General features: G+C 64.4%; 23 protein-coding genes. 16 read left to right on the top strand and 7 right to left on the bottom strand.

Annotated elements, in window-relative coordinates:
* The first annotated feature begins 29 nt into the window (after positions 1-29).
* Together BXY53_RS12850 and BXY53_RS12845 are read left to right on the top strand one after the other, a co-directional pair.
* Positions 30-359, top strand: coding sequence for a hypothetical protein (locus BXY53_RS12850; protein ID WP_119062414.1), 330 nt, complete (start codon positions 30-32; stop codon positions 357-359).
* Between the two features lie 18 nt (positions 360-377).
* On the top strand, positions 378-797 hold the full coding sequence (locus BXY53_RS12845; protein ID WP_119062413.1) for a hypothetical protein: 420 nt from the start codon (positions 378-380) through the stop codon (positions 795-797).
* Here the strand turns inward: BXY53_RS12845 and BXY53_RS12840 are convergent.
* From BXY53_RS12840 to BXY53_RS12825, 4 genes are read right to left on the bottom strand one after another with little or no spacing between them, the layout of a single operon-like run.
* Positions 794-1,387 (bottom strand): pyridoxamine 5'-phosphate oxidase family protein, encoded by a 594-nt coding sequence (locus tag BXY53_RS12840; protein ID WP_170144454.1) that lies wholly within the window; start codon positions 1,385-1,387, stop codon positions 794-796. The genes BXY53_RS12845 and BXY53_RS12840 overlap by 4 nt on opposite strands.
* 29 nt (positions 1,388-1,416) lie before the next feature.
* Positions 1,417-1,833, bottom strand: coding sequence for a (deoxy)nucleoside triphosphate pyrophosphohydrolase (locus BXY53_RS12835; RefSeq protein ID WP_119062411.1), 417 nt, complete (start codon positions 1,831-1,833; stop codon positions 1,417-1,419).
* A gap of 12 nt (positions 1,834-1,845) precedes the next feature.
* Entirely contained in the window at positions 1,846-3,090 is a 1,245-nt protein-coding gene (gene argJ / locus BXY53_RS12830; protein WP_119062410.1) for a bifunctional glutamate N-acetyltransferase/amino-acid acetyltransferase ArgJ, read from the bottom strand.
* Positions 3,087-3,959 carry a peptidylprolyl isomerase gene (locus BXY53_RS12825; protein WP_170144453.1) on the bottom strand — a complete coding sequence of 291 codons (873 nt, stop codon included), beginning with the start codon at positions 3,957-3,959 and terminating at the stop codon, positions 3,087-3,089. Before BXY53_RS12825 ends, argJ begins: the two co-directional genes overlap by 4 nt.
* Positions 3,960-4,389: 430 nt before the next feature.
* Between BXY53_RS12825 and secA the strand changes: the two genes are divergently transcribed.
* The 8 genes from secA (at position 4,390) to BXY53_RS12785 (ending at position 13,607) form a co-directional block, all read left to right on the top strand.
* Positions 4,390-7,224 (top strand): preprotein translocase subunit SecA, encoded by a 2,835-nt coding sequence (secA, locus tag BXY53_RS12820; RefSeq protein ID WP_119062408.1) that lies wholly within the window; start codon positions 4,390-4,392, stop codon positions 7,222-7,224.
* A gap of 104 nt (positions 7,225-7,328) precedes the next feature.
* A complete protein-coding gene (locus tag BXY53_RS12815; protein ID WP_119062407.1) occupies positions 7,329-8,438 on the top strand; it encodes an S-(hydroxymethyl)glutathione dehydrogenase/class III alcohol dehydrogenase in 1,110 nt (369 codons plus the stop codon).
* A gap of 26 nt (positions 8,439-8,464) precedes the next feature.
* Positions 8,465-9,295, top strand: a complete 831-nt coding sequence (fghA, locus tag BXY53_RS12810; protein WP_119062406.1) for an S-formylglutathione hydrolase — start codon at positions 8,465-8,467, stop codon at positions 9,293-9,295.
* A gap of 117 nt (positions 9,296-9,412) precedes the next feature.
* Positions 9,413-10,702: a UDP-N-acetylglucosamine 1-carboxyvinyltransferase gene (murA, locus tag BXY53_RS12805; protein WP_119062405.1), complete on the top strand. Its 1,290-nt coding sequence runs from the start codon at positions 9,413-9,415 to the stop codon at positions 10,700-10,702.
* 108 nt (positions 10,703-10,810) lie between these two features.
* A complete protein-coding gene (locus BXY53_RS12800) occupies positions 10,811-11,284 on the top strand; it encodes a DUF2948 family protein (RefSeq protein WP_119062404.1) in 474 nt (157 codons plus the stop codon).
* Positions 11,285-11,306: 22 nt separating this feature from the next.
* On the top strand, positions 11,307-12,599 hold the full coding sequence (hisD, locus tag BXY53_RS12795; RefSeq protein ID WP_119062403.1) for a histidinol dehydrogenase: 1,293 nt from the start codon (positions 11,307-11,309) through the stop codon (positions 12,597-12,599).
* 26 nt (positions 12,600-12,625) lie between these two features.
* Positions 12,626-13,120 carry a UPF0262 family protein gene (locus tag BXY53_RS12790; RefSeq protein WP_119062402.1) on the top strand — a complete coding sequence of 165 codons (495 nt, stop codon included), beginning with the start codon at positions 12,626-12,628 and terminating at the stop codon, positions 13,118-13,120.
* 4 nt (positions 13,121-13,124) lie between these two features.
* Entirely contained in the window at positions 13,125-13,607 is a 483-nt protein-coding gene (locus tag BXY53_RS12785) for an arsenate-mycothiol transferase ArsC (RefSeq protein ID WP_425359189.1), read from the top strand.
* A 40-nt stretch (positions 13,608-13,647) separates the two neighbouring features.
* Here BXY53_RS12785 and BXY53_RS12780 read toward each other — a convergent pair whose 3' ends face one another.
* Both BXY53_RS12780 and BXY53_RS12775 read right to left on the bottom strand, forming a co-directional pair.
* Complete coding sequence (locus BXY53_RS12780) at positions 13,648-13,971, bottom strand: hypothetical protein (protein WP_147361563.1); 324 nt, start codon at positions 13,969-13,971, stop codon at positions 13,648-13,650.
* A gap of 160 nt (positions 13,972-14,131) precedes the next feature.
* Positions 14,132-14,860, bottom strand: a complete 729-nt coding sequence (locus BXY53_RS12775; protein ID WP_119062399.1) for a hypothetical protein — start codon at positions 14,858-14,860, stop codon at positions 14,132-14,134.
* A 257-nt stretch (positions 14,861-15,117) separates the two neighbouring features.
* Between BXY53_RS12775 and BXY53_RS12770 the strand changes: the two genes are divergently transcribed.
* Genes BXY53_RS12770 through BXY53_RS12760 form a run of 3 tightly spaced genes read left to right on the top strand, consistent with a single transcriptional unit; the run spans position 15,118 to position 17,527 of the window.
* Complete coding sequence (locus BXY53_RS12770; RefSeq protein ID WP_119062398.1) at positions 15,118-15,873, top strand: Maf-like protein; 756 nt, start codon at positions 15,118-15,120, stop codon at positions 15,871-15,873.
* Positions 15,870-16,073, top strand: coding sequence for a DNA gyrase inhibitor YacG (locus BXY53_RS12765; protein ID WP_210209242.1), 204 nt, complete (start codon positions 15,870-15,872; stop codon positions 16,071-16,073). Before BXY53_RS12770 ends, BXY53_RS12765 begins: the two co-directional genes overlap by 4 nt.
* Before the next feature lie 14 nt (positions 16,074-16,087).
* Entirely contained in the window at positions 16,088-17,527 is a 1,440-nt protein-coding gene (locus BXY53_RS12760; RefSeq protein ID WP_119062397.1) for a mannose-1-phosphate guanylyltransferase/mannose-6-phosphate isomerase, read from the top strand.
* 63 nt (positions 17,528-17,590) lie between these two features.
* Here the strand turns inward: BXY53_RS12760 and BXY53_RS12755 are convergent, their stop codons facing one another.
* Positions 17,591-19,432, bottom strand: coding sequence for a PHA/PHB synthase family protein (locus BXY53_RS12755; protein WP_119062396.1), 1,842 nt, complete (start codon positions 19,430-19,432; stop codon positions 17,591-17,593).
* Positions 19,433-19,670: 238 nt separating this feature from the next.
* Between BXY53_RS12755 and BXY53_RS12750 the strand changes: the two genes are divergently transcribed.
* From BXY53_RS12750 to BXY53_RS12740, 3 genes are all read left to right on the top strand, one after another.
* A complete protein-coding gene (locus tag BXY53_RS12750) occupies positions 19,671-19,898 on the top strand; it encodes a hypothetical protein (protein WP_119062395.1) in 228 nt (75 codons plus the stop codon).
* Between the two features lie 93 nt (positions 19,899-19,991).
* A complete protein-coding gene (locus BXY53_RS12745; RefSeq protein WP_119062394.1) occupies positions 19,992-21,218 on the top strand; it encodes an LL-diaminopimelate aminotransferase in 1,227 nt (408 codons plus the stop codon).
* An 88-nt stretch (positions 21,219-21,306) separates the two neighbouring features.
* The gene (locus BXY53_RS12740; RefSeq protein WP_119062393.1) at positions 21,307-22,626 is read left to right on the top strand and encodes a homoserine dehydrogenase; all 1,320 of its coding nucleotides are present in this window, start codon (positions 21,307-21,309) and stop codon (positions 22,624-22,626) included.
* The last annotated feature ends 6 nt before the right edge of the window (positions 22,627-22,632 follow it).

The following is a 22,632-nucleotide window of genomic DNA, read 5'->3' as shown; positions in this document are numbered from 1 at the left end:
CTGCCGGCGAAGATCGGAAAGGGCTATTGATGGCATGGACGCCGGAGGACGAGGAAGATCTGCGGGGCGCGGACCTGTTCCGGGCGCTGCGTGCCGATGCCGTGCAGGCGGCGCTCAATGAGATCGAAGCGGACACCGGCTTGCCGCGCGAGCGGGTGATCGCCGAGGCGGTCGTGTTCGCGGGGCGGGATCGCCGGGCCTTCCTGGCGCATCTCCGCGGGCGGCCATCGAGAGTCCGCGGGAGTGAACCGGAGCGACGCGGGCGGCGCTTCCTGAGCGAAAATGCCGCCCAGATTCTGGTGGCGGGCATGTTTCTGTTGGGCGCGGCGCTGGCGGCGATCCAGATGCTGCTGAGGTGAGGACGGAGTAGTCAGATCATGCGCGTGCTCATCTTCGTCGTTGCCCTCGGCGCTCTCTGGGACGGCTATACCAGCTTTTACGGTATCGCCGAGTTCTACGACCTCGTGATGGGCCAGAGCGCGCCAATGCGCTTCGTTTTCGCCGGCGTCGCCGCGATCACCATCGTGGGCTTCATGGTTGCCACGCGCCTGATCTGGAGCGGGGCGGAGGCGAACAACACGATCTCGATCCTGTTGAAGGTCGCGTGGGTCGTGTGCTTCGCGATTGACCTCTACACCTCGTTCATCGGCACGCGGGATTTCGTGTTCGATGGCATGGCCGGCGGGAGCGCCAACGTCTTCGGCCTGCTGATCATGAGCTTTCTGGTGACGTCGTCTTCGGTGCTCCTGTCGCAGCTCATTACCGGGAAGGGCATCCGCAAGCGGTATCTGTACTAAGGCACGAGCCAGCGGCCGTGCCAATCGCCCTCCTGCCAGAGGAACTCCGCGCGCCGGTGGCCATGGGCGGCAAGGTAGAGCCATTCGATGCGCGTGACGAGCGCCGAGATGACGGCGAAATGGTCCCAACCGTCTTTGCTGTCGTCCGCTGAAAAGGGGACCTCGCGCGGATCGCTCACCGCTTCGCCCGGCCCTTGCATAACCTGATAACAGACGCGGCTGAAATCGCGGGTGGCGGCCCACGCCTCCTGCGCCAGCTCATCGCCGATATGAACGCTAAGCTGGCAGTCGAGCCGCAACTGGACCTTCTGCTTCGGGTCGTACACATGGACCGCGCCGGCCGGATCGGCCGCGATCTCCGCAACCTTATGGGAGCGCCGGTCCGTGTGAAAGCGCAGCCGCCGCGTCTCCGGATCGCAGGCGCGCAGCACCACCGTGCGCACACGCGGCCCGCTGTCGCCATTCGTCGCCAGCACGGGCGTATGCGCCGGCGCCTTGCGGTCCTTCACGCCGCACGCAAGCAGCGACCACGCCGCGCGCAGGCTCCGGTCGAGGTCGTTGTAGAAATCTGGCAGGTCCGGTTCGCCCATCGCGCGTCCCGTTCGTTGGTTGCCCCAAGTTATAGCCAGTCCTGAAGGATCGGGATCAGGGGCAAATCCGCCGGGGGCATCTCGTAGTCCCGCAGCCGCGCCGCGCGCACCCATTTCAGCGCCTGGAATTCCAGCGGTTCCGGATCGCCTTCCCAGGTGCGGGAGATATAGAGCGGCATCAGGAGGTGAAAGTCCTCGTACGCGTGGCTTGCAAAAGTCAGCGGCGCGAGGCAGCGGGCCGGCAAAGTGATGCCCAGTTCCTCCTCCAGTTCGCGGATCAGCGCGGATTCCGGTGTCTCGCCTTGTTCGACCTTGCCGCCAGGGAATTCCCAGAGGCCCGCCATCTTGCGGCCCTCCGGCCGCTGGGCCAGCAGGACGCGGTTGTCCGCGTCGATCAGTGCGCAGGCGACGACAAGCTTGATCGGCTTTGCCGGGGCGGTGGTCATGGCTACGCCCGCTCAACTCCGGTAATCGGCATTGATGTCGATATAGCCGTGCGTGAGATCGGTCGTCCAGACAGTAGCGGCGCCCGCGCCGCCAAGCCCGGCATAAACGCGGATCAGCAGTTCATCGCGCTTCATGTACGCCGCCGCTTCGGCTTCCTCGTAGTCGGGATGGACCTCGCCACCCGCAGCAACAGGAATTTCGCCGAACCAGATGGCCAGCTCGTCCGGGTCAATTTCAACACCAGCCTTGCCGACCGCCATGATGATGCGGCCCCAGTTCGGGTCCTCGCCGGCCAGCGCGGTTTTCACCAGAGGCGAGTTGGCGATGGAAAAGGCGATGGCCTGGGCGTCTTCGTCAGTATGCGCCCCATCGACGCGGACGGTGACGAACTTGGTCAGCCCCTCGCCGTCCTGGACCACCTGATGCGCAAGGTCGAGTGTGAGCTCATCGAGCGCCAGCCGGAATTCCTCCAGCCGCGAGTCATGGGGGTCGGTGATCTCCGGCACGCCCCTGTCGCGGGCCGCGCCGGTGGCGAACAGTAGCACGGTGTCGCTCGTGGAGGTGTCGCTGTCGACCGTGATGCGATTGAAGCTTTGGGCAACGGTGTCCGTGCACAGCGTTTGCAACAGGCCGCCGGGCAGCGGGGCGTCAGTGAAAAGAAAGGCGAGCATGGTCGCCATGTTCGGCGCGATCATGCCCGAGCCCTTGGCGATGCCGTTGATCGTCACCTCGACGCCGTCAATCTGGGTCGTTCGTGACGCCAGCTTCGGGAAGGTGTCCGTCGTCATGATCGCCCGCGCCGCATCTTCCCAGGCGTCAGGGCGGACGGCTTCATGAAGGCCGCGCAGCGTATCGGCAAAGGCGGAGACCTCCAGCGGTTCGCCGATCACGCCGGTCGAGGCCAGGAACACGTCCTCCGGCGCGCAGCCTTCGGTTTCCGCAGCGATCTGTGCGGTCAGGTGCACGGCATCGACCCCGCGCTGGCCGGTGAAGGCGTTGGCATTGCCCGAGTTGACGACCAACGCGCGCGCGTGCCGGCCACTATTCAGTAGGCTCCGGCACCAGTTAACCGCCGGCGAGGGTGTCCGCGATGTGGTCAGCGCGCCGCCGACCTCCGCGCCCTCGGCAAACCGCACCAGCAGCAGGTCCTTTCGACCCTGATAGCGGATGCCGGCTTCGGCGGCGGCCAGCGCCACGCCACCGACCGACGGCAGCGTGGGCAGAGACGCTGGCGCGAACGGCGACGTTTTTGTCATTGGGCGTTGCCGCCGTCCTGTTCGTTCTGCTTCAGGCTTTCGTCGAGGATCTCGACATTGGCCGCGCCACGCAGGTCTGACATCCGCTGCTGGAGCTGCTGGCGGATCAGCGAGGACTTCAGCCGCTCCTTGACATCGGCGAATTTCGGCGGCTTGCGGTCGCGCATCTCCTCGACCTTGATGACGTGCCAGCCGAAGCGGGTCTTGACCGGCTCGGAAATCTCGCCCTTTTCCATTGCAAAGGCGGCCTCGGCGAAGGGAGTCACCATCTGCTCCTTGCTGAAGAAACCGAGATCCCCGCCGTTGGCCGCGCTCGGGCCGGTCGATTCTTCCTTGGCCAGTTCGGCGAAGTCGGCGCCGCCCTCGAGCTTTTCGATGATTTCCTTGGCCTTGTCCTCGGTCTCCACGAGAATGTGCCGCGCGCGGACCTCTTTCTCGGGCTCGGCGCCGCCGATGCGCTCGTCATAGAGCTTCTGGGCCGCTTCATCAGTGACGTTGGCGCGGATCTCCTCCTGGAAAAACACGTCGCGCAGCGCGCGCAGCTCGTAATATCGCGACAGTCGCTTGTATTCCTTGGTCTGGTCCAGTCCGGCTTCGCGCGCAGCGTCGGCCAGCAGCGTCAGTTCGACGACATACTGGAGCACGACCTCGTCGCGCGTCTCCGACGGCAACTGCTCGAGGTCGGGCCCGAGTTCATCCTCAGCCAGATCGAGCTGGCCACGGGTTATCGGAGTACCGTCAACCCGCGCGATGACCTCATCCGGGTTGGCCTCCTGATCCTGGGCGCTGCTGAATGGGGCAAAGGCCGCGCCGGCAAGCGTTACGGCAAGTGTGGCGCAGGCTGCGATAGAAAGGGAACGGAAAGTCACGGAATTCACCTCGATTGACCGGGGTTTCACGGGATGTTTCGGGAGGAACTGGGCGGAGCGGCGCGGCATTTCAACCTGCGCTGGCGCGCCCACATCATTTGATCATGTCCCGGGATGCTTTCGACTTTGCCGCGCCCTTGTAGCCGTTTCGGCGGCGCGATGCAAAGCCGACGAACAAGGCCGGCGAGCAGCGCGGCTGCGCGTTGACAGGGGCAGACGCCCCCCTTATTTCCAAAGTATCCTGCGGCGTGGTCGCGCATGCGTCTGAAGGCAACGGAAAAAGAAACGCGCGGTGGCGATGTGCGCGCGTCGAACAGGCAGATATCATGGCCTCCATCCGAACGAAGATGCGGTCTTGAGAAAGCCGGACGCGGTCAAAGGCCGCTCTGGCACGGTTGCGGCAAGCCGATAACGAGGAAGGCTTTAGGATATGGTTTCGTTGAATGCGATCGTCGGCAAATTTTTCGGGAATCCGAATGATCGCAAGCTGAAGAAATATGCGCCCCGCGTTGAGGCGATCAACGCGCTGGAACCGGAGCTGGAGCAGCTTTCGGATGACGCGTTGCGCGCGCGCACCGATGCGTTCCGCGAGCAGCTGGCGAATGGGGCAAAGCTGGACGATCTGCTGGTGCCTGCCTTTGCGACCGTGCGCGAGGCCGCAAAGCGCACGCTGGGCCAGCGGCATTTCGACGTCCAGCTCGTCGGCGGCATGGTGCTGCACGAAGGCGACATCGCCGAGATGAAGACGGGCGAGGGCAAGACGCTTGTCGCCACGCTGCCCGTTTATCTCAACGCGCTGACCGGGCGCGGCGTGCATGTCGTCACCGTGAACGACTATCTCGCCAAGCGCGATGCCGAGTGGATGGGCGCAATTTACGAATTTCTCGGGCTTAGCGTTGGCTGCATCCTTCATGAACTCAACGACGATCAGCGGATGCAGGCCTACGGTTGCGACGTCACCTACGGCACCAACAACGAGTTCGGCTTCGACTATCTCCGCGACAACATGAAGTATTCGACCTCGGAGATGGTCCAGTTCGGCGGGCGTCCGTGGGAGCTTGCCGGCCATTACTTCGCCATCGTCGACGAGGTCGACTCGATCCTGATCGACGAGGCGCGCACGCCGCTCATTATCTCCGGTCCCGTGGAGGACCGCACCGAGCTTTACACCGCTGTCGACGCCGTCATCCCGCACCTGGAGGAGGATGACTACGAGCTCGACGAGAAGATGCGCACGGTCACGCTGACCGAGAAGGGTAACGAGCACGTGGAGGAGCTGCTCAAGAAAGAGGGGCTCATCAAGGACGACGGTTCGATGTACGACGTCGAGAACGTCACGCTCGTGCATCACGTCAACCAGGCGCTCAAGGCCCACACGCTGTTCCAGCGGGACCGCGATTATATCGTCAAGAATGGCCAGGTCGTCATCATCGACGAATTCACCGGCCGCATGATGGAGGGGCGCCGTTACTCCGAAGGATTGCACCAGGCGCTGGAAGCCAAGGAAGGGGTGAAGATCCAGCCGGAAAATGTCACGCTCGCTTCGATTACCTTCCAGAACTACTTCCGTCTTTATGACAAGCTCGCCGGCATGACGGGCACGGCGGTGACCGAGGCGGCCGAGTTCGCGGACATTTACGGTCTCGGTGTGACCGAGGTGCCGACGAACAAGCCGATGATCCGCGACGACCAGCACGACGAGGTCTACCGGACCTTCGAGGAAAAGATCAACGCGATCATCGAGGACATCAAGGACTGCCGCGAACGCGGCCAGCCCATGCTGGTCGGGACCACCTCGATCGAGAAGTCCGAGATGCTGTCCGCGCGGCTGAAGAAGCTGAAAATCCCGCACCAGGTCCTGAACGCGCGCTATCACGAGCAGGAGGCCTACATCATCGCGCAGGCCGGCGTGCCCGGCGCCGTGACAATCGCCACGAACATGGCCGGCCGCGGTACCGACATCCAGCTCGGCGGCAACCCGGAAATGCGCCTGCAGATGTGGCTGAACGAGCAGCGCGAAAAAGGCAAGGAGCCGAGCGAGGAGCAGATCGCGGCGCAGCGCGAGAAGATCTTCGCGGACGTGGAGGAAAAGAAGCAGAAGGCGCTGGAAGCCGGCGGCCTTTATGTCATAGGCACGGAGCGCCACGAATCTCGGCGAATCGACAATCAGTTGCGAGGCCGTTCGGGGCGTCAGGGCGACCCGGGCGCGTCGAAGTTCTACCTGTCGCTGGAAGATGACCTCATGCGCATCTTCGGTTCTGACCGCATGGACGGCATGCTGCAGCGGCTGGGCCTGGAAGAGGGCGAGGCGATCGTCCACCCGTGGATCAACAAGGCGCTGGAGCGCGCGCAGTCCAAGGTCGAGGCGCGCAACTTCGACGCCCGCAAGAACATCCTCAAATACGACGACGTGATGAACGACCAGCGCAAGGTCGTCTTCGAGCAGCGCATCGAGCTGATGCAGGAGGATGATCTGAGCGACACGGTCCGCGACATGCGTCATCAGGTGATCGACGATCTCGTGGCCAAGCACATTCCGGAAAAGGCCTATCCCGAGCAGTGGGATGTCGACGGCCTGAAGGACGAGATGCAGCGCATCTTCGGCCTGGACCTGCCGATCGCCGACTGGGCGGCCGAAGAGGGCATCGCCGACGAAGAAATCCGCGAACGGCTCATCAAGGAGGCCGACTCTGCAGCCGCCAAGAAGGTCGCGGAGATCGGCCCGGAGATGATGCGCCATATCGAGAAGGCGGTGCTGCTGCAGACCCTCGACAATATGTGGCGCGAGCATCTCGTGACGCTTGAGCATCTGCGCCAGGTCATCGGCCTGCGTGGCTTCGGTCAGCGCGATCCGCTCAACGAGTACAAGACCGAAGGCTTCGCGCTTTTCGAGACCATGCTGGCAAACCTGCGCGAGCAGGTCACCGGCCATCTGATGCATGTCAGCGTCGACTCGGCGCCTTCGGAGCAGGAACTGGAGATGGCTGAACTGCCCGAGATGAGCGCACACCACGTGGACCCGCTGACCGGCGAGGACGAATTCGAGCGCGAGCCGGAAATGGCCATGGAAGGGGCGGAACCCGCAGGGCCTGCCCGCGGCAAGCGCGGCAATGGCGGCACGCGCGCCCAGCCGATGCGTAACAAGCCGGCCGGCGTCGCACTCGATCCGAACGACCCGGCGACCTGGGGCAAGGTTTCGCGTAACGCACAGTGCCCGTGTGGCTCGGGCAAGAAGTACAAGCACTGTCACGGCAAGCTGAGCTGACGCGGCGGCTTCATTTGCGGCGGGAAACGTCGCTGACGAGACGGCCGGTGCGCGGCCGCGCTCGTTAAATGGGGCAAAGCCATCAAACGGGAGGAGAAACCGCCATGGATGTTCGCGCCGCCGTCGCCTTCGAGGCCGGAAAGCCGCTCGAAGTCACCACCGTCCAGCTCGAAGGCCCCAAGGAAGGCGAGGTGTTGGTCGAGGTCCACGCAACGGGTATCTGCCACACCGACGAGTTCACCCGCTCCGGTGCCGACCCGGAAGGGCTGTTCCCGGCGATTCTCGGCCATGAAGGCGCTGGCATCGTCGTGGACACCGGCCCCGGTGTGACCAGCGTAAAAAAGGGCGATCACGTCATCCCGCTCTACACGCCGGAATGCCGCGAGTGCGAATACTGCCTGAACCCCAAGACCAATCTGTGCCAGAAAATCCGCTCGACGCAGGGGCAGGGGCTGATGCCGGACGGCACTTCGCGATTCTCGCTCGATGGCAAGCCGCTGCACCACTACATGGGCACCTCGACCTTCTCGAATTACACCGTCCTGCCCGAGATCGCGGTTGCGAAAATCCGTGAGGACGCGCCATTCGACAAGGTCTGTTATGTCGGCTGCGGCGTGACCACCGGCATTGGTGCGGTCATCAACACGGCCAAGGTGGAGCCGGGCGCGAATTGCATCGTCTTCGGCCTGGGTGGCATCGGCCTGAACGTGATCCAGGGCCTGCGGCTGGTCGGGGCGAACATGATCGTCGGCGTCGACATCAACCCGGCCAAGAAGGAATGGGGTGAGCGCTTCGGCATGACCCATTTCGTGAACCCGAAAGAAGTCGAAGGCGATCTCGTGCCTTATCTGGTCAACCTGACAGGGGGCGGCGGCGACTACACCTTCGACTGCACCGGGAATGTCGATGTCATGCGCGCTGCGCTTGAGTCCGCGCACAAGGGCTGGGGCGAGAGCATCATCATCGGCGTGGCGCCAGCCGGTGCCGAGATTTCCACCCGGCCGTTCCAGCTCGTCACCGGTCGCGTCTGGAAAGGCACGGCCTTCGGCGGCGCGCGCGGGCGCACGGATGTGCCCAAGATCGTCGACTGGTACATGGACGGCAAGATCGAGATCGACCCGATGATCACCCAGACCATAGCACTGGATGACATCAACAAGGGGTTCGAATTGATGCATCACGGCGAGGGCATCCGCACCGTCGTCACCTTTTAGCCCGAAAGCCTCCAAGGGGGAGCATCATGGAGACCATCGGCGAACACCGCAGCTTTGCCGGCACGCAGTTCGTCTGCCAGCACCAATCGCAGAGCACCGGAACGCCGATGACCTTTGCAGCTTATGTGCCTGACAGCGCGCAAGACGCGCCCGCGCCGGTGCTGTTTTATCTCTCCGGGCTGACCTGCACGCATGCCAATGTGATGGAAAAGGGCGAGTACCGCCGCGCCGCGAGCGAGCATGGCGTGATCGTGATCTGTCCGGACACCAGCCCGCGCGGTGACGACGTGCCGGATGACGACGCCTACGATCTCGGCCAGGGCGCGGGCTTTTACGTCGATGCGACTGAAGCGCCCTGGTCACAGCATTTCCGCATGTGGCGCTATATCAGCGAGGAACTGCCCGCGCTGGTCGGCGACTCGTTCCCCGCGGACATGAGTCGTGCGGGCATTTTCGGCCATTCCATGGGCGGGCATGGGGCGCTCGTCGCCGGTCTGCGTCTGCCCGAGACGTTTCGCACCGTCTCCGCCTTCGCGCCGATCGTCGCCCCGTCGCGCGTGCCCTGGGGCGAAAAGGCGTTTTCCACTTATCTCGGCATGGATCAGGATGCCTGGCGCAAATACGACGCCGTGGCGCTGATCGAGGATGGCGCTAAGACCAGCGAAATCCTGGTGGACCAGGGCGAGGCGGACGTGTTTCTGGCCGAGCAGCTCCGCCCGGAACTGCTGGAAGAGGCCTGTGCGGCGGCGTCAATCCCGCTCACACTGCGCCGTCACGACGGTTTTGACCACTCCTATTACTTCATCTCAACCTTTATGGCCGATCATATCGCCTGGCACGCCGAACGCCTCGGCTGACCGCCTCAGCGGCCCTCTGCTTGCGCGAGCCCCCCGGCTCCGCTAAACCTGAGGGTTAACGGCGAAATCGGCGGGCCGAACCGCCGATGGGGGCATGATCCAACCCGGCGAGACACAATGGACAAGATTCGCGTGACCGGTGGCGTCCCGCTCAATGGCGCTATTCACATCAGCGGCGCAAAGAATGCGACGCTCCCGCTCATGATCGCCAGCCTGCTCACCTCGGACACCCTCACGCTCAAGAATGTGCCGAACCTTGCGGATGTCGCGAATCTCGCGCGTATCCTGCGCAATCACGGGGTCGACTCCGCGCTTGATGGCAAGCGCGCCAACGGCGCGCCGCAGCAGGGCGACACGCTGCACCTGACCGCCCGCGATATCGTGGATACGACGGCGCCCTATGACATGGTGCGCCGGATGCGCGCGAGCTTCTGGGTGCTCGGCCCACTTCTGGCGCGGTGTCGAGAGGCGCGTGTATCGCTCCCGGGTGGCTGTGCGATCGGTACGCGCCCCGTCGATCTGCATCTGGAAGGGTTGAAGGCACTCGGGGCGCAGATCGAGCTCGACGGGGGGTATGTCGTTGCCAAGGCGCCGGGCGGCTTGCAGGGCGGGCGCGTCACCTTCCCAAAGGTCTCTGTTGGCGCAACGCAGAACGTGCTGATGGCCGCGGCGCTGGCTAAAGGGGAAGTCGTCATTGAAAACGCGGCGATGGAGCCGGAAGTGAGCGATGTTGCCACGTGCCTGACCAAGATGGGCGCGCGGATCGAGGGCATCGGCAGCTCCACGCTGCACATCCAGGGCGTCGATTATCTCGAGGGCGCGGTGCATACCGTCCTGCCCGACCGGATCGAAACAGGCACCTACGCGATGGCCGTCGCGGCCACGGGCGGCGAGGTGATGCTGGAAGGCGCCCGCGCCGACCTGCTGGAAGCGCCGATCGGCGTGCTGCGCGAGGCTGGCGTCGAGGTGGACGTGACCAACTCCGGTATCCGGGTCGCGCGCAACGGCGCCGGGCTGGCGCCCGTTGATGTGGAAACCGAACCGTTCCCCGGCTTCCCCACCGATCTTCAGGCACAGTTCATGGCGCTGATGTGCAAGGCGGACGGCAGCTCGCATATCCGCGAGACGATCTTCGAGAACCGGTTCATGCACGTGCAGGAGCTGGCGCGGCTGGGTGCGCAGATCGACCTGGAAGGCGACACCGCCACGGTTCATGGCGTCAAGTCGCTGCGTGGCGCGGAGGTGATGGCGACTGACTTGCGTGCCTCGGTGTCGCTGGTAATCGCCGGACTGGTCGCCGAGGGCGACACGGAGATCAACCGCGTCTACCATCTCGACCGCGGCTTCGAGGAGTTGGAGCGCAAGCTGGGCGATTGCGGCGCGCAGGTCGAACGTCTCGCCGCTTGAGCGCGGGCTGCATTTCCGGCAGATTATCCTGCACGTGACGCAGCGCGCCCCTCATACACTGGCGCGCCAAGGGCGTTGGCCCCGTTTATTGCGCGACAGGATTCATCCATGACGGCACTGAAGCTGCATGCGCTGGATGAGGAGGACCTGCAGGTGATCTCCGCGCATCTGCAGGACGCCATCATGCGCGTGCAGGAAATGACCTATCTCCCGCGCCAGCAACGGTTTGCCGCGGTGCTCAATCGTTTCGACTGGCTGGACGCCGAGCGCGGCACTGGCAAGCAGGGACGATATCAGCGGCGCCAGTCCGCGCTGCGCTTCGATCGCGTGCTGGATGCCAAGATCCAGAACATCGACCGGCGGCGGAATGACGGTGTCTTCGAACTGCTGGCCATCCAGTTTCAACCCACCGACCCGCCCGGTGGCGAGGTGCTCCTGATCTTTGCCGGCGATGCCGCGATCCGGCTGACGGTCGAATGCATCGAAGCCGAGCTGCGCGACATGAGCGCGGCCTGGCGCGCGCGCAGAAAGCCTGAGCACGAGATCGACGATACGCCCGCCCAATCGGACCGTACCGATTGACCGCAACGCCGAAAGAGCTGAAATGCCCGTTTCCCTCAACACCGCCGACGCGGATTTCGCACGCCAGTTTGACGCCTTTCTCGCCGCGCGCCGTGAGGAAGAGGCCGACGTCTCCCAGACCGTCGCCCGGATCATCGCGGATGTGCGCGAACGCGGGGATGGCGCATTGGCCGAGCTGACGAAGCGTTTCGACGAAATCGATCTGGCCGCCGCCGGTATCCGCGTGAGCGATGCGGAGATGGCGACGGCCGTGGCCGAGGTCGCGCCGGAGACGATGGACGCTCTGAAGCTGGCGCGTGACCGGATCGAGGCATTTCACCGCCGTCAGCTTCCCAGCGACGATCGCTACACCGACGAGCAGGGCGCGGAGCTCGGCTGCAAATGGACGGCGGTCGACTCGGCGGGGCTTTACGTGCCGGGCGGGCAGGCGAGCTATCCAAGTTCGGTCCTGATGAACGCGGTACCGGCCAAAGTGGCGGGCGTGCCGCGGGTGGCGATGGTGGTGCCGACGCCGGCTGGCGTAATGAACCCGCTGGTGTTCGCCGCCGCGCAGCTTGCCGGCGTCGACGAGGTTTACCGCATCGGCGGCGCGCAGGCCGTCGCGGCGCTTGCTTTCGGCACGGAGACGGTTCAGCCGGTTGCCAAGATCGTCGGGCCGGGCAACGCCTATGTCGCCGAGGCCAAGCGGCAGGTGTTCGGGGTCGTCGGTATCGACTCCATCGCCGGGCCAAGCGAGGTGCTGATCGTTGCGGACAAGGACAACCGGCCGGACTGGATCGCCGCCGACCTGCTGGCGCAGGCCGAGCACGACGCCGCCGCGCAATCGATCCTCATCACCGATGACGGCGAACTGGCCGAGGCGGTCTCGCGTGAAGTCGAGAAGCAGCTTGCAACCCTGCCGCGCGGCAACATCGCCGGGGCAAGCTGGGAACGCTTCGGCGCGCTCATCACCGTTGCCGGGCTGGACGAGGCGCCGGACCTGGTCAACCGCCTCGCGCCGGAGCACCTCGAACTCGCCACCGCTGATCCCGAGGCGCTGATGAAAGACATCCGCAATGCCGGCGCGATCTTTCTGGGCCACTACACGCCCGAGGCCGTGGGCGATTATGTCGCCGGGCCGAACCACGTCCTGCCGACCTCGCGGACGGCGCGCTTCTCTTCGGGCTTAAGCGTTCTGGACTTCATGAAGCGTTCATCTATCCTGCGGCTGAGCGCAGATGCCTTGCGCGCATTGGGGCCTGCGGCGATGACGCTTGCGGACGCCGAGGGGCTGGATGCGCATGCGCGCTCGATCGAGATGCGCCTGAACCGCTGAACGCGGGAACCCGTGAGCCGGAGCCGATGACCGACGACCCCGAGACGCCCGAACGCCGCGATCGGCTCATCGACATCATGCTGGACGAAAAGTCCATCAGCCATAATTCCCCGGAGGTCCAGCACGAGCGCAAGGTGGCGATCTTCGACCTCTTGGAGGAAAACACCTTCATGCTGGCGAATGGCACGCCGGGGCCGTTTCGCCTGCATCTGGAGATCGTCGAGAACCGGCTGGCCTTTCACGTTGCGCAGGACGACGGCGCGCACGCCATGACCTTCCTGCTTTCGCTGTCGCCGTTCCGCAAGATCATCAAGGACTATTTCCTCGTCTGCGAGAGCTATTACGCCGCGATCAAGAGCGAGCCGCCCAGCCGCATCGAGGCGCTGGACATGGGCCGGCGCGGCTTGCACAACGAAGGCACCCAGCTCTTGCAGCAGCGGCTTCAGGGAAAGATCAGCGTGGATTTCGACACCGCCCGGCGGCTGTTCACGCTGATTTGCGCGCTGCACTGGAAGGGATGAGCCGTTGGACGCCCCGCCGCCCAGCGACAAGACGCCCAACCCCATGCCGGACCTGCCCGGCGCTGTGCTGTTCGCCTGCAACATGAACGCCGTGCGCTCGCCCATGGCCGCGGCGCTGTTCAAGCACTTGGCGCGCAGCCGGGTCTACGTCGAGTCCGCAGGCGTGCGCGCGGGCGAGACGGACCCCTTCGCCATCGCCGCGATGGAGGAGATCGGGCTGGACATCGCTGGCCACCGGCCGCATACCATCGCCGATCTGTTCGACACCTCCTTCGATGTGGTCATCACGCTCACGCCGGAGGCGCACCATCAGGCGCTGGAAATGACCCGCACGATGGCGGTGGAGGTGGAATATTGGCCGACGCTCGACCCGACGCTGACAGGCGGCAGCCGCGAGCAGATCATGGAGGCTTATCGCAGCTGCCGGGACTCGCTGTTGGAGCGCATTAAGGCGCGGTTCCCGTTCCCCGGCGCACCGCATGTGTGATGCCAAACGGCCTGCCGAGACGATGTCCGGACGCCGACTGCTAGCCCGCTTCTCGCGCCGCCCGGGCCGCCACGCCGTGCGGCTGAAAGGCTTCCTCCTTGAGACAATCCTGCAGCGCACGATAGCTCTTGACGCCTTCGCGCCGCAGCTCGCGCAGACAAGTCCAGCGGGCTCTGGGCGGGATGGTCACCCAGGGGGCTGAGACAATCCGGCGCGCGCGGCTTTCAAACTCCGCGCAGGCCGCATAGTCGGCTGCTGACGGGCAGACTTCCGACATGCTCCAGTCCGGCAGTTTCTGTGCCGTTGCGGGAGACGCCATAAGCGTCCCGAGGCAGAATGCGAAAATTGTTGCTCCTCTTCTCATCGCGTTCCCTCTTTGATGCGCTGGCCCATATGGCCGCAACATTGATTGCCGACCGCCAAGCTAAGGTTTTTTCGCCGATAAGCAAGCGCGTTCGGCGCAACACACTACGCCCCCTTTCTCGGCTGTCTGTCAGAGCCATGGGAGGACGCGAAGGCCGGCGTCAGACGGCAATATCATCGGGAATCTTCGCAGGGCTTCTGCGGGTGCCCTTGCTCAAGCCGGACCCCGTTTCGGTTTGCTGCCCTTCGCCGGTTCCCGGCGCGCTGCCAGCGTGGCTTACCGGCGCCGCGTTGGCCGTTTTCTCGGCGGCGCGTGCGAAGATCTCGCGGGTGGCTTCCAGATCGGGTGAATAGGGCATCATGCTGTCTGGAGTAAGCCCCATCCATTCGGCCTGCTCGTCGGGGGCGATGTCGGCGCCAAGGAAGATCATCTGCCAACCGAGGGCCTGCTTCTCCGAGACCAGCGTCCGGAGATCGGCCCAGCTATATTCAACCGAGGCGTTGTCCGCTCCATCGGACTGAATGCAGCAGACCACATTGATGGCCTCCGCCGGGCTGGGCATGGTGTCGAGTGCTTGCCCGGCAGGCAGGCTGTCCAGCAGGGTCGCCACGGCCATTATGGTCTTGCAGGCCGCATCGACAAGTGGCGTGCGTCCTTTCGGGAGAAACTCTTTCTGGCTCAGTGGCTCGACCTCGTGTATCGGGGCGCGCTGATAAATGGTATCTGCGCCGCGCCCATGGAACTGGACCATCGTGAACCGGATGTCCGCAGCATCGGATCGTTGCTGGAGGGCGGAAAGATAGCTGTTGAACCCCTCCAGATGGGTCGGTTTGAGGCGCGCCATCGATCCCGTGCGATCGAGCAGAAAGACCACGTAGGTTACGGCCATGTTTCTCCTTTGTGAGCTTGCACAGAATGCCACGCCTGCGACGGCGCGCGTTGCGCATCCGGACAGCCGTGCTTTACCCGCCGGCTCAAGGTCGTATTTCAGTCCTGGCGGCATCGCTGGTTCTTTTCTAACGTCCTTGCGCTAACCTGCGTTCCCGAGAACTGCTTTGACCGCTTGATTTTGGGGCGTGGCGCGCTCATTCTCGCGGCCTCGAATGCCGGTACGCAACGACGCTTTTACGGAGCCTGTGTCCAATCATGATCATGCCGAAGGACATCTCGTTGGCCGGTGCCAAGTCGCGCACGGGCGTCGCCAAGCCCGCGGAGGATGCAGTGACGCACCGTGCCGCGGACCTTACGGCGGCGCGGCGTCCGGGCGTGGAGCGCAAGCCCTTGGTGCTTGCCAGTGCTTCGCCGCGACGGCTTGCGCTGCTGGAGCAGATCGGCATCGAGCCCGACGCGCTGCGCCCGGCTTCCATCGACGAGACGCCGCGCAAGGGCGAGCGCCCGCGCACGCTGGCCCGTCGGCTGGCGCGCGAGAAAGCACGGGCGGCGCGATCGCGCCTGCACCGCGAACCGGAGCTGGCAGATGCCTGCGTTCTCGCGGCTGACACGGTCGTCGCGGTCGGCAACCGCGTGCTGATGAAGCCGGAATACCTGGACGAGGCGGCGGCAGCGTTGCAGCTTCTGTCCGGACGTTCGCACCGGGTCTATACCGCCGTGTGCTTCATCACGTCGGACGGCGCCATACGGATGCGCACGGTGGAGACACGCCTGCGCTTCAAGCGGCTGAGTTCGGAGGAGATGGAATCGTACCTTGCGAGCGGCGAGTGGCGCGGCAAGGCGGGGGGCTACGCGATCCAGGGCATCGCCGGGGCCTTCGTGCAGAAGATCGTCGGGTCCTATTCGGCAGTGGTCGGACTGCCGCTCAATGAAGTTGTGAGCCTGCTGGTCGGCGAGGGTATGCCGGTATATTTCGGCTGGCTCAACCGCGCCGAGATTGACCCTGCATGATGAGGGACGAAAAACATCGCACGCAGAAAGCGAGCAAGGCGAAATGCCCGGTCTGTGGCAAGCCGCGCGATCCGGAGTATCGCCCGTTCTGCTCGCGGCGCTGCGCGGACATTGACCTCGGGCGTTGGCTGTCGGAAGCCTACGCGATGCCGATGCCGGACAGTGAGGCGATCGGCGATCCGGACGAGCCGGAGCGCTGAGCGATGGGAAGGCCATGTCGAGTTCAGTCTATCCGGTAATACTGTGCGGCGGATCGGGCACCCGGCTATGGCCCCTGTCCCGCGCGCAGTATCCCAAGCAATTCATTCCGCTCATCGACGGCTCGGATGACAGCTTGTTGGTCGCGACGCTGCGCCGGCTGCATCCGGACAACGGCTTTCAGCCGCCGACGTTGCTGACGCATAACGACCATCGCTTCCTCCTGCGTGATGAGGTGCAAAGCGCCGGTATCCCGCCGCGCGAAATCCTGCTTGAGCCCGTTGCACGCAACACCGCGCCAGCGATCACGGCCGCGGCGCTGTCCATCACCGCGGACGACCCGGAGGCTGTGCTGGCAGTCATGCCCTCGGATCATTTGCTGGATGACGCGAACGCCTTCGCTGGAACGGTGAGACAGGCAGCGGCGATCGCGGCCGGGGCCCGGCTGATGCTGCTGGGCGTGACGCCGACCGAACCGAACACCGGCTACGGCTATATCCGAACCGGGGCGGCGCTGACCGGCGGCGCGTCGGAAGTTGCCGCCTTCGCCGAGAAGCCGGATGCCGAAACCGCTGCCCGGTATCTCAGCGAGGGCGGCTATCTCTGGAACAGCGGTATCTTCGTGCTGCCCGCAGCAGCGTTTCTGGAAGAGGTCGAGCGGCTGGCGCCGGAGATCATCGAGAATGCGCGGGCGGCTCTCGGGAACTCGGAACGCGATCTGGGCTTCCGCCGGCTGGCGGGCGAGGCTTATGCGCAGTGCCCGAATATCTCGGTTGACTATGCGGTTATGGAGAAGACCGCGCGGGCGGCGGTCATGCCGCTGGAGACCGGCTGGAGCGATGTCGGCTCATGGTCCTCGGTCTGGGCCGAAAGCGCGCATGACGCCAATGGCAACGCGGTGCACGGCGACGCCATGCTGATGGACACGCGCGGCAGCTATGTGCATTCAAACGGCGCGCTCGTCTCGACCATCGGCGTTGAGGACATGATCGTGGTCCACACGCCCGACGCCGCGCTCGTCGCCAAGCGCGACCGGGCACAGGATGTCGGCGAACTGGTCAAGCAGCTCCGCGCCGCGAACCGCCGCGAGCCGGAGCAGCACACGCGCTGCCACCGCCCTTGGGGGCACTTCGAGACGCTCAGTCTGGGCCCGCGTTTTCAGGTCAAGCTGCTGCACGTCAAGCCGGGCGGGCAGCTATCGCTGCAGATGCATCACCACCGCTCGGAGCACTGGGTCGTCGTGACGGGAACGGCCCGCGTGACCTGTGGCGACGAGACGCGCCTCGTCTGCGAGAACGAGTCGGTCTACATCTCCGCCACGCACTGGCACCGGCTTGAGAACCCCGGCAAGGTGCCGCTGGAAATCATCGAAGTGCAGATCGGCAGCTACCTCGGCGAGGACGACATCATCCGCAGCGACGACGTCTATCGCCGCGCCCCGCACGAAACGAAATAGCGCGCGTTTCCGAAGAGTGAGAGCCGGTTTTCGACCAAGAACGCGCGCCTGAATAGCCCCGCGCTAGGCCCGGACGTAATGGCCGGGTGCGTCTTCGATCGGTGGAAAGTCCGGCGCGCCCGGTTCGCGCGCAGAAACCTGTTCGCCGGCCTTCGCTGATAGCCACCGGTCAAAATCCGGCCACCACGAACCGGGCACCTCTTCCGCCGCGGCGATCCAGTCTTCCAGCGTTTCATAATCCCGGATGCTCGGCCCCGGGCTGTCGTCGCCACCCGCCCAGTGCATGTATTTCTCCTTGTAGGGCGGGTTAACGACGCCGGCGATATGACCGGATCCGGCTAGCACGAAGCGCACCGGTCCCCCGAACAGCTTGGACCCGATGAAAACCGAGTCAGGCGGGGCGATGTGGTCCTCGCGCGTGGCGATCTCGAAGATCGGGATCTTCACCTTCGACAGGTCGAGACGCTGTCCGCCCAATTCCATCTCGCCGCGCGCCAGCTTGTTGCGATGGTAGAATTCGCGCAGATAGAAGCTGTGGTTGGCGCGCGTCATGCGGGTTGAGTCGGAGTTCCAGTAGAGCAGGTCGAAGGGGAACGGCTCCTTGCCCAGCAGATAGTTGTTCACAACATACGGCCAGATCAGGTCGCGCGGGCGCAGCATGTTGAACACGGTTGCCATGCGCGAGCCGTCCAGATAGCCGGTCTGCTCCATCATCTTCTCGATTGCGTCGAGTTGCGGCTCGTCGATGAAGACCAGCAGATCGCCTGCCTTCGAGAAATCGGCCTGCGCCGCCAGGAAGCCCGCGGCCGGGAACCGGTCGTCGCCGCGCGCGGCGTTATAGGCCAGCGTCGTGGCAAGCAGCGTGCCGCCGACGCAATAGCCGATGGGGATGACGTGCTCGCTCGCGCAGATCTGCCGTACGACGTCGCTTGCGGTGAGCACGCCTTCGCGCATGTAGTCCTCGAAGGTCTTGTCAGCGAGTTCCGGACCAGGGTTGACCCAGGACACCATGAAGACCGTATAGCCCTGGTCCACGAGGTATTTGACGAAGGACTTCTTCGCCACGAGGTCGAGGATGTAGAACTTGTTGATCCACGGCGGGATAATCATCACCGGCGTTTCGTGGACCGTCTCCGTACTCGGGGAATACTGGATGAGCTGGATCAGCTCGTTTTGGAAGACGACCTTGCCCGGCGTGACCGCCAGGTTTTCGCCGACCTTGAACGCGCTCATGTCGGTCTGGCGGATCTTGAGCAGGTCGCCGGAACTCTCGAGGTCCGCCAGCAGGTTATTCATCCCCTCGACCAGGTTTTCAGCGTTGGAGGTGAGCGTGGTGCGAATTACCTCCGGGTTTGTGAAGGGGAAGTTCGACGGCGACAGCGCGGTGGTAATCTGCTCCAGGTAGAACTGGGCGCGTTTCTTCTTGCGCTCCTCCACGCCATCGGCCTTCTCGACGAGTTCCTCAGCCCAGTGCGAGGTCAGCAGATACGCCTGCTTGAGGAAATCGAACAGCGGATTTTCTTCCCACTCGGGATCGGCGAAGCGCCGGTCGCTCTTGTCCGGCTTGGCCACCGGCTCGACCTCATGCCCGAGAAACCGCTGATAGGTCCTGCCCCATAACTCGACAAAATCGCCGGCCAGCCTGGCTTGCTCCTGGGTGAACTTTTCCGGCTCGCTCAGCCAGTATTTCATGATCTCCGACAGCGCATGGCTCGCTTCGCTGGCCTCGCTCGGGGCGCTGTAAGGTCCGTAGACCAACTTGCGCTCATCAAGCATGCGCGCGAGTGCTTCCATTCCCCGGTCAATGGCCGTGACGAGATTGCGCGAGAACTGATCCGGGACCGTTGCCGGGAGCTGTTTGTCATCGGTTTCGCTTCCGGTCTCGCCCTTGGTGCCGTCCGCCATAATTTTCCCCAATGAATCGTGTCCGAATGAATTGGATAACGCGTTGCATATAGGCTTTCCGCAGTGCAGCGAAAAGCATGCCATGTCGGCAACCGCAAGTGCCGTCCAGGGATTGACCACAACCCGGCTCGGCATTCCGACATAAGTATTGCGGTTGCAGCGCGGCTGTGGAATTTTGCACGCAAAGCCTCCGGTGGTGTGCGTTGATCGCATAACAACGGCCAAAACGGAACCGGCGATGAGGGATAAATCAGCACTGAAGGGAGCCGCCACGGCGGCAATCGCGGTCTTGATGCTGGCAGGCTGTTCCAGCGTCAGCGAAATTCCCTATCCAGAACTGGCAGAGATTACGCCCGCGGAGGACCCGAGCCTGTCGCCTGAAGAGCGGGCGGCCATGATCGAGGATCTGAAGCAGGATCAGCAGACGCACAAGGCCGCCGCTACGGCGGCAATCGAAAAACGCTGACGGCGCGGCGGGCCAGACCGCCTCAAGATAATCCGAACCAATGCGCCGCCGCCGGCGCGGAGCAAATGCGTTTTTCCAGGGAGCGAGACCCCGATGGATATGGATTTTCACCGAATCAAGCGGCTTCCCCCCTATGTTTTCGAGCAGGTCAATACGCTCAAGGCAGAAGCCCGCGCCCGGGGCGAGGACATTATCGACTTCGGCATGGGCAACCCCGACATGCCCACGCCGCAGCATATTGTCGACAAGCTCGTCGAGACGGTGCAGAAGCCGCGCACGACTCGTTATTCGGCCTCGCGCGGCATTCCGGGGCTGCGGCGCGCCCAGGCCGCGTATTACGAACGGCGCTTCGGCGTGAAGCTCGACCCGGACACACAGGTGATCGCCACGCTCGGCTCCAAGGAAGGCTTCGCCAACATGGCGCAGGCCATCACCGCGCCGGGCGATGTGATCCTCGTGCCCAACCCGACCTATCCGATCCACGAGTTCGGCTTCATCATCTCCGGGGCGGCAATCCGCCATGTCCCGGCCTCGGCAGATGATGAATTCCTCGTGCATGTCGACCGCGCACTGCGCCACAGCGTGCCCAAACCGACGGCTCTGGTGCTCAATTTCCCGGCAAATCCGACCGCCGTCGTCGCCGACCGCGACTTCTACCGCGAGGTGGTCAACTACGCGCGCAAGAATGACCTGATCCTGCTGTCCGATCTGGCCTATTCGGAGATCTTCTTCGACATCGACCCACCGCCCTCGATCCTTGAAATCGAGGGAGCGATGGATGTGGCGGTGGAGTTCACCTCGCTGTCCAAGACCTATGCCATGCCCGGCTGGCGCATGGGGTTTGCCGTCGGCAATGAGCGGCTCATCAAGGCCCTCGGGCGTGTGAAGTCGTATCTCGACTATGGCGCGTTCACGCCGATTCAGGTCGCTGCGACGGCCGCACTGAACGGCCCGCAGGACTGCGTCGAGGAAATTCGTCAGGTCTACAAGGCGCGGCGCGATTGCCTCGTCGAGGCTTTTGGCCGCGCCGGCTGGCAGGTGCCTGCGCCGCCGGCGACGATGTTCGCCTGGGCCAAGGTGCCGGAACAGATGCGCGGCATGGCCTCTCTGGACTTCGCGAAGCTGCTGCTGGAAAAGGCTGGCGTCGCGGTCTCGCCAGGCGTTGGCTTCGGCGAGTACGGCGAGGGCTATGTGCGCATCGCGCTCGTGGAGAACGAGCAGCGCATCCGTCAGGCCGCGCGGAATATCAAGCGCTTTCTCGCGGAGTCGGACGAGACGCTGCACAACGTCATCCCGCTGGCCTCCTCGCAGGGCCGCTAGGCTGCTGCGCGCTGACGGGCTTGTCACGAGTGCACTCCGGCGGCTAAGACGGGGTTGATCCACAAGCCCGAACCTGTCTGGAGCTGTCATGCCGAAACCCTTGAGACTCGGCGTCGCGGGCGTCGGCACCGTCGGCGTCGGCGTGCTCACCATGCTGCGCGCCCATGCCGAGCGCCTTGCCACGCGCTGCGGCCGGGACGTTCAGGTCACTGCCGTGTCCGCGCGCGACCGGGAGAAGCGCCGCGGTGTCGACCTCTCCCCCTTCGAGTGGTTCGACGACCCGCGCGATCTGGCGCGCAGCCGCGACATCGACGTGTTCATCGAGTTGATCGGCGGGGCGGGCGATCCGGCCTATAGCGCAGTCGAGGCGGCGCTTGATGCCGGCAAGCATGTCGTCACGGCCAATAAAGCGCTGTTGGCGCATCACGGGGTCGCGCTGGCGGAGCTGGCCGAGGCGCGGGACGTCGCCCTGAAATTCGAGGCGGCGGTCGCCGGCGGCATCCCGGTGGTCAAGGTGCTGCGCGAGAGCCTTTTGGGCAACGAGGTCGCCCGCGTCTACGGCATCCTGAACGGCACCAGCAACTATATCCTCACGCGGATGCAGCACGAGGGGCGCGCATTCGACGAGGTGCTTTCGGAGGCCCAGGCGGCGGGCTATGCAGAGGCCGATCCAACCTTCGACATCGGCGGGCAGGACGCCGCGCACAAGCTGGCGATCCTCACCAGCCTGGCCTTCGGGACGCAGATTTCCTACGACAGCATCTATCTCGAGGGCATCGAGCAGATCGACGATGTCGATATCCGCTCGGCGGACCGGCTTGGGTACCGGATCAAGCTGCTCGGCGTGGCGATGAAAACCGAAAGCGGCATCGAGCAGCGCGTTCACCCGACCATGGTGCCCAAGCACACGGCGATCGCCGAAGTCGACGGCGTGACCAACGCCATCACCATCGAGGGCGATTTCGTCGGCGATATCATGCTGGTGGGGCCAGGCGCGGGCGCAGGCCCGACGGCTTCGGCAGTGGTCAGCGACATCACCGACATCGCGCGCGGTGTTGACGGCGCGCCGTTCATCGTGCCCGCTTCAAAGCTGGCGCTTTACGAGCGGGCGCAGATGCGCGCGCATGAGGGCGGCTACTATATCCGGCTGTCAGTCTATGACAGGCCGGGCGCGTTCGCCGCAATCGCGAGGCGGATGGCCGAGCAGGAGATCTCGCTGAAGAGCATCGTCCAGAGCCCTGAGGAGGGTGACGTCGCGCAAGGGGAAGAGGGCAGCGGCGCGCCGGTGCCGGTGGTGATGATCACGCACCGCACGACCGAGGCGGCGATCCGCCGGGCCTTCGACGCCATCGAGGGTGATCGCCACATCGACCGCCCGCCCAAGATGATCCGCATCGAGGGGATGTAGCCCCCT

Source organism: Dichotomicrobium thermohalophilum (assembly GCF_003550175.1).
Lineage (GTDB): Bacteria > Pseudomonadota > Alphaproteobacteria > Rhizobiales > Rhodomicrobiaceae > Dichotomicrobium > Dichotomicrobium thermohalophilum.
The sequence above is the reverse complement of the archived record's forward strand: the minus strand, read 5'-3'. Positions and strand labels throughout refer to the sequence as shown.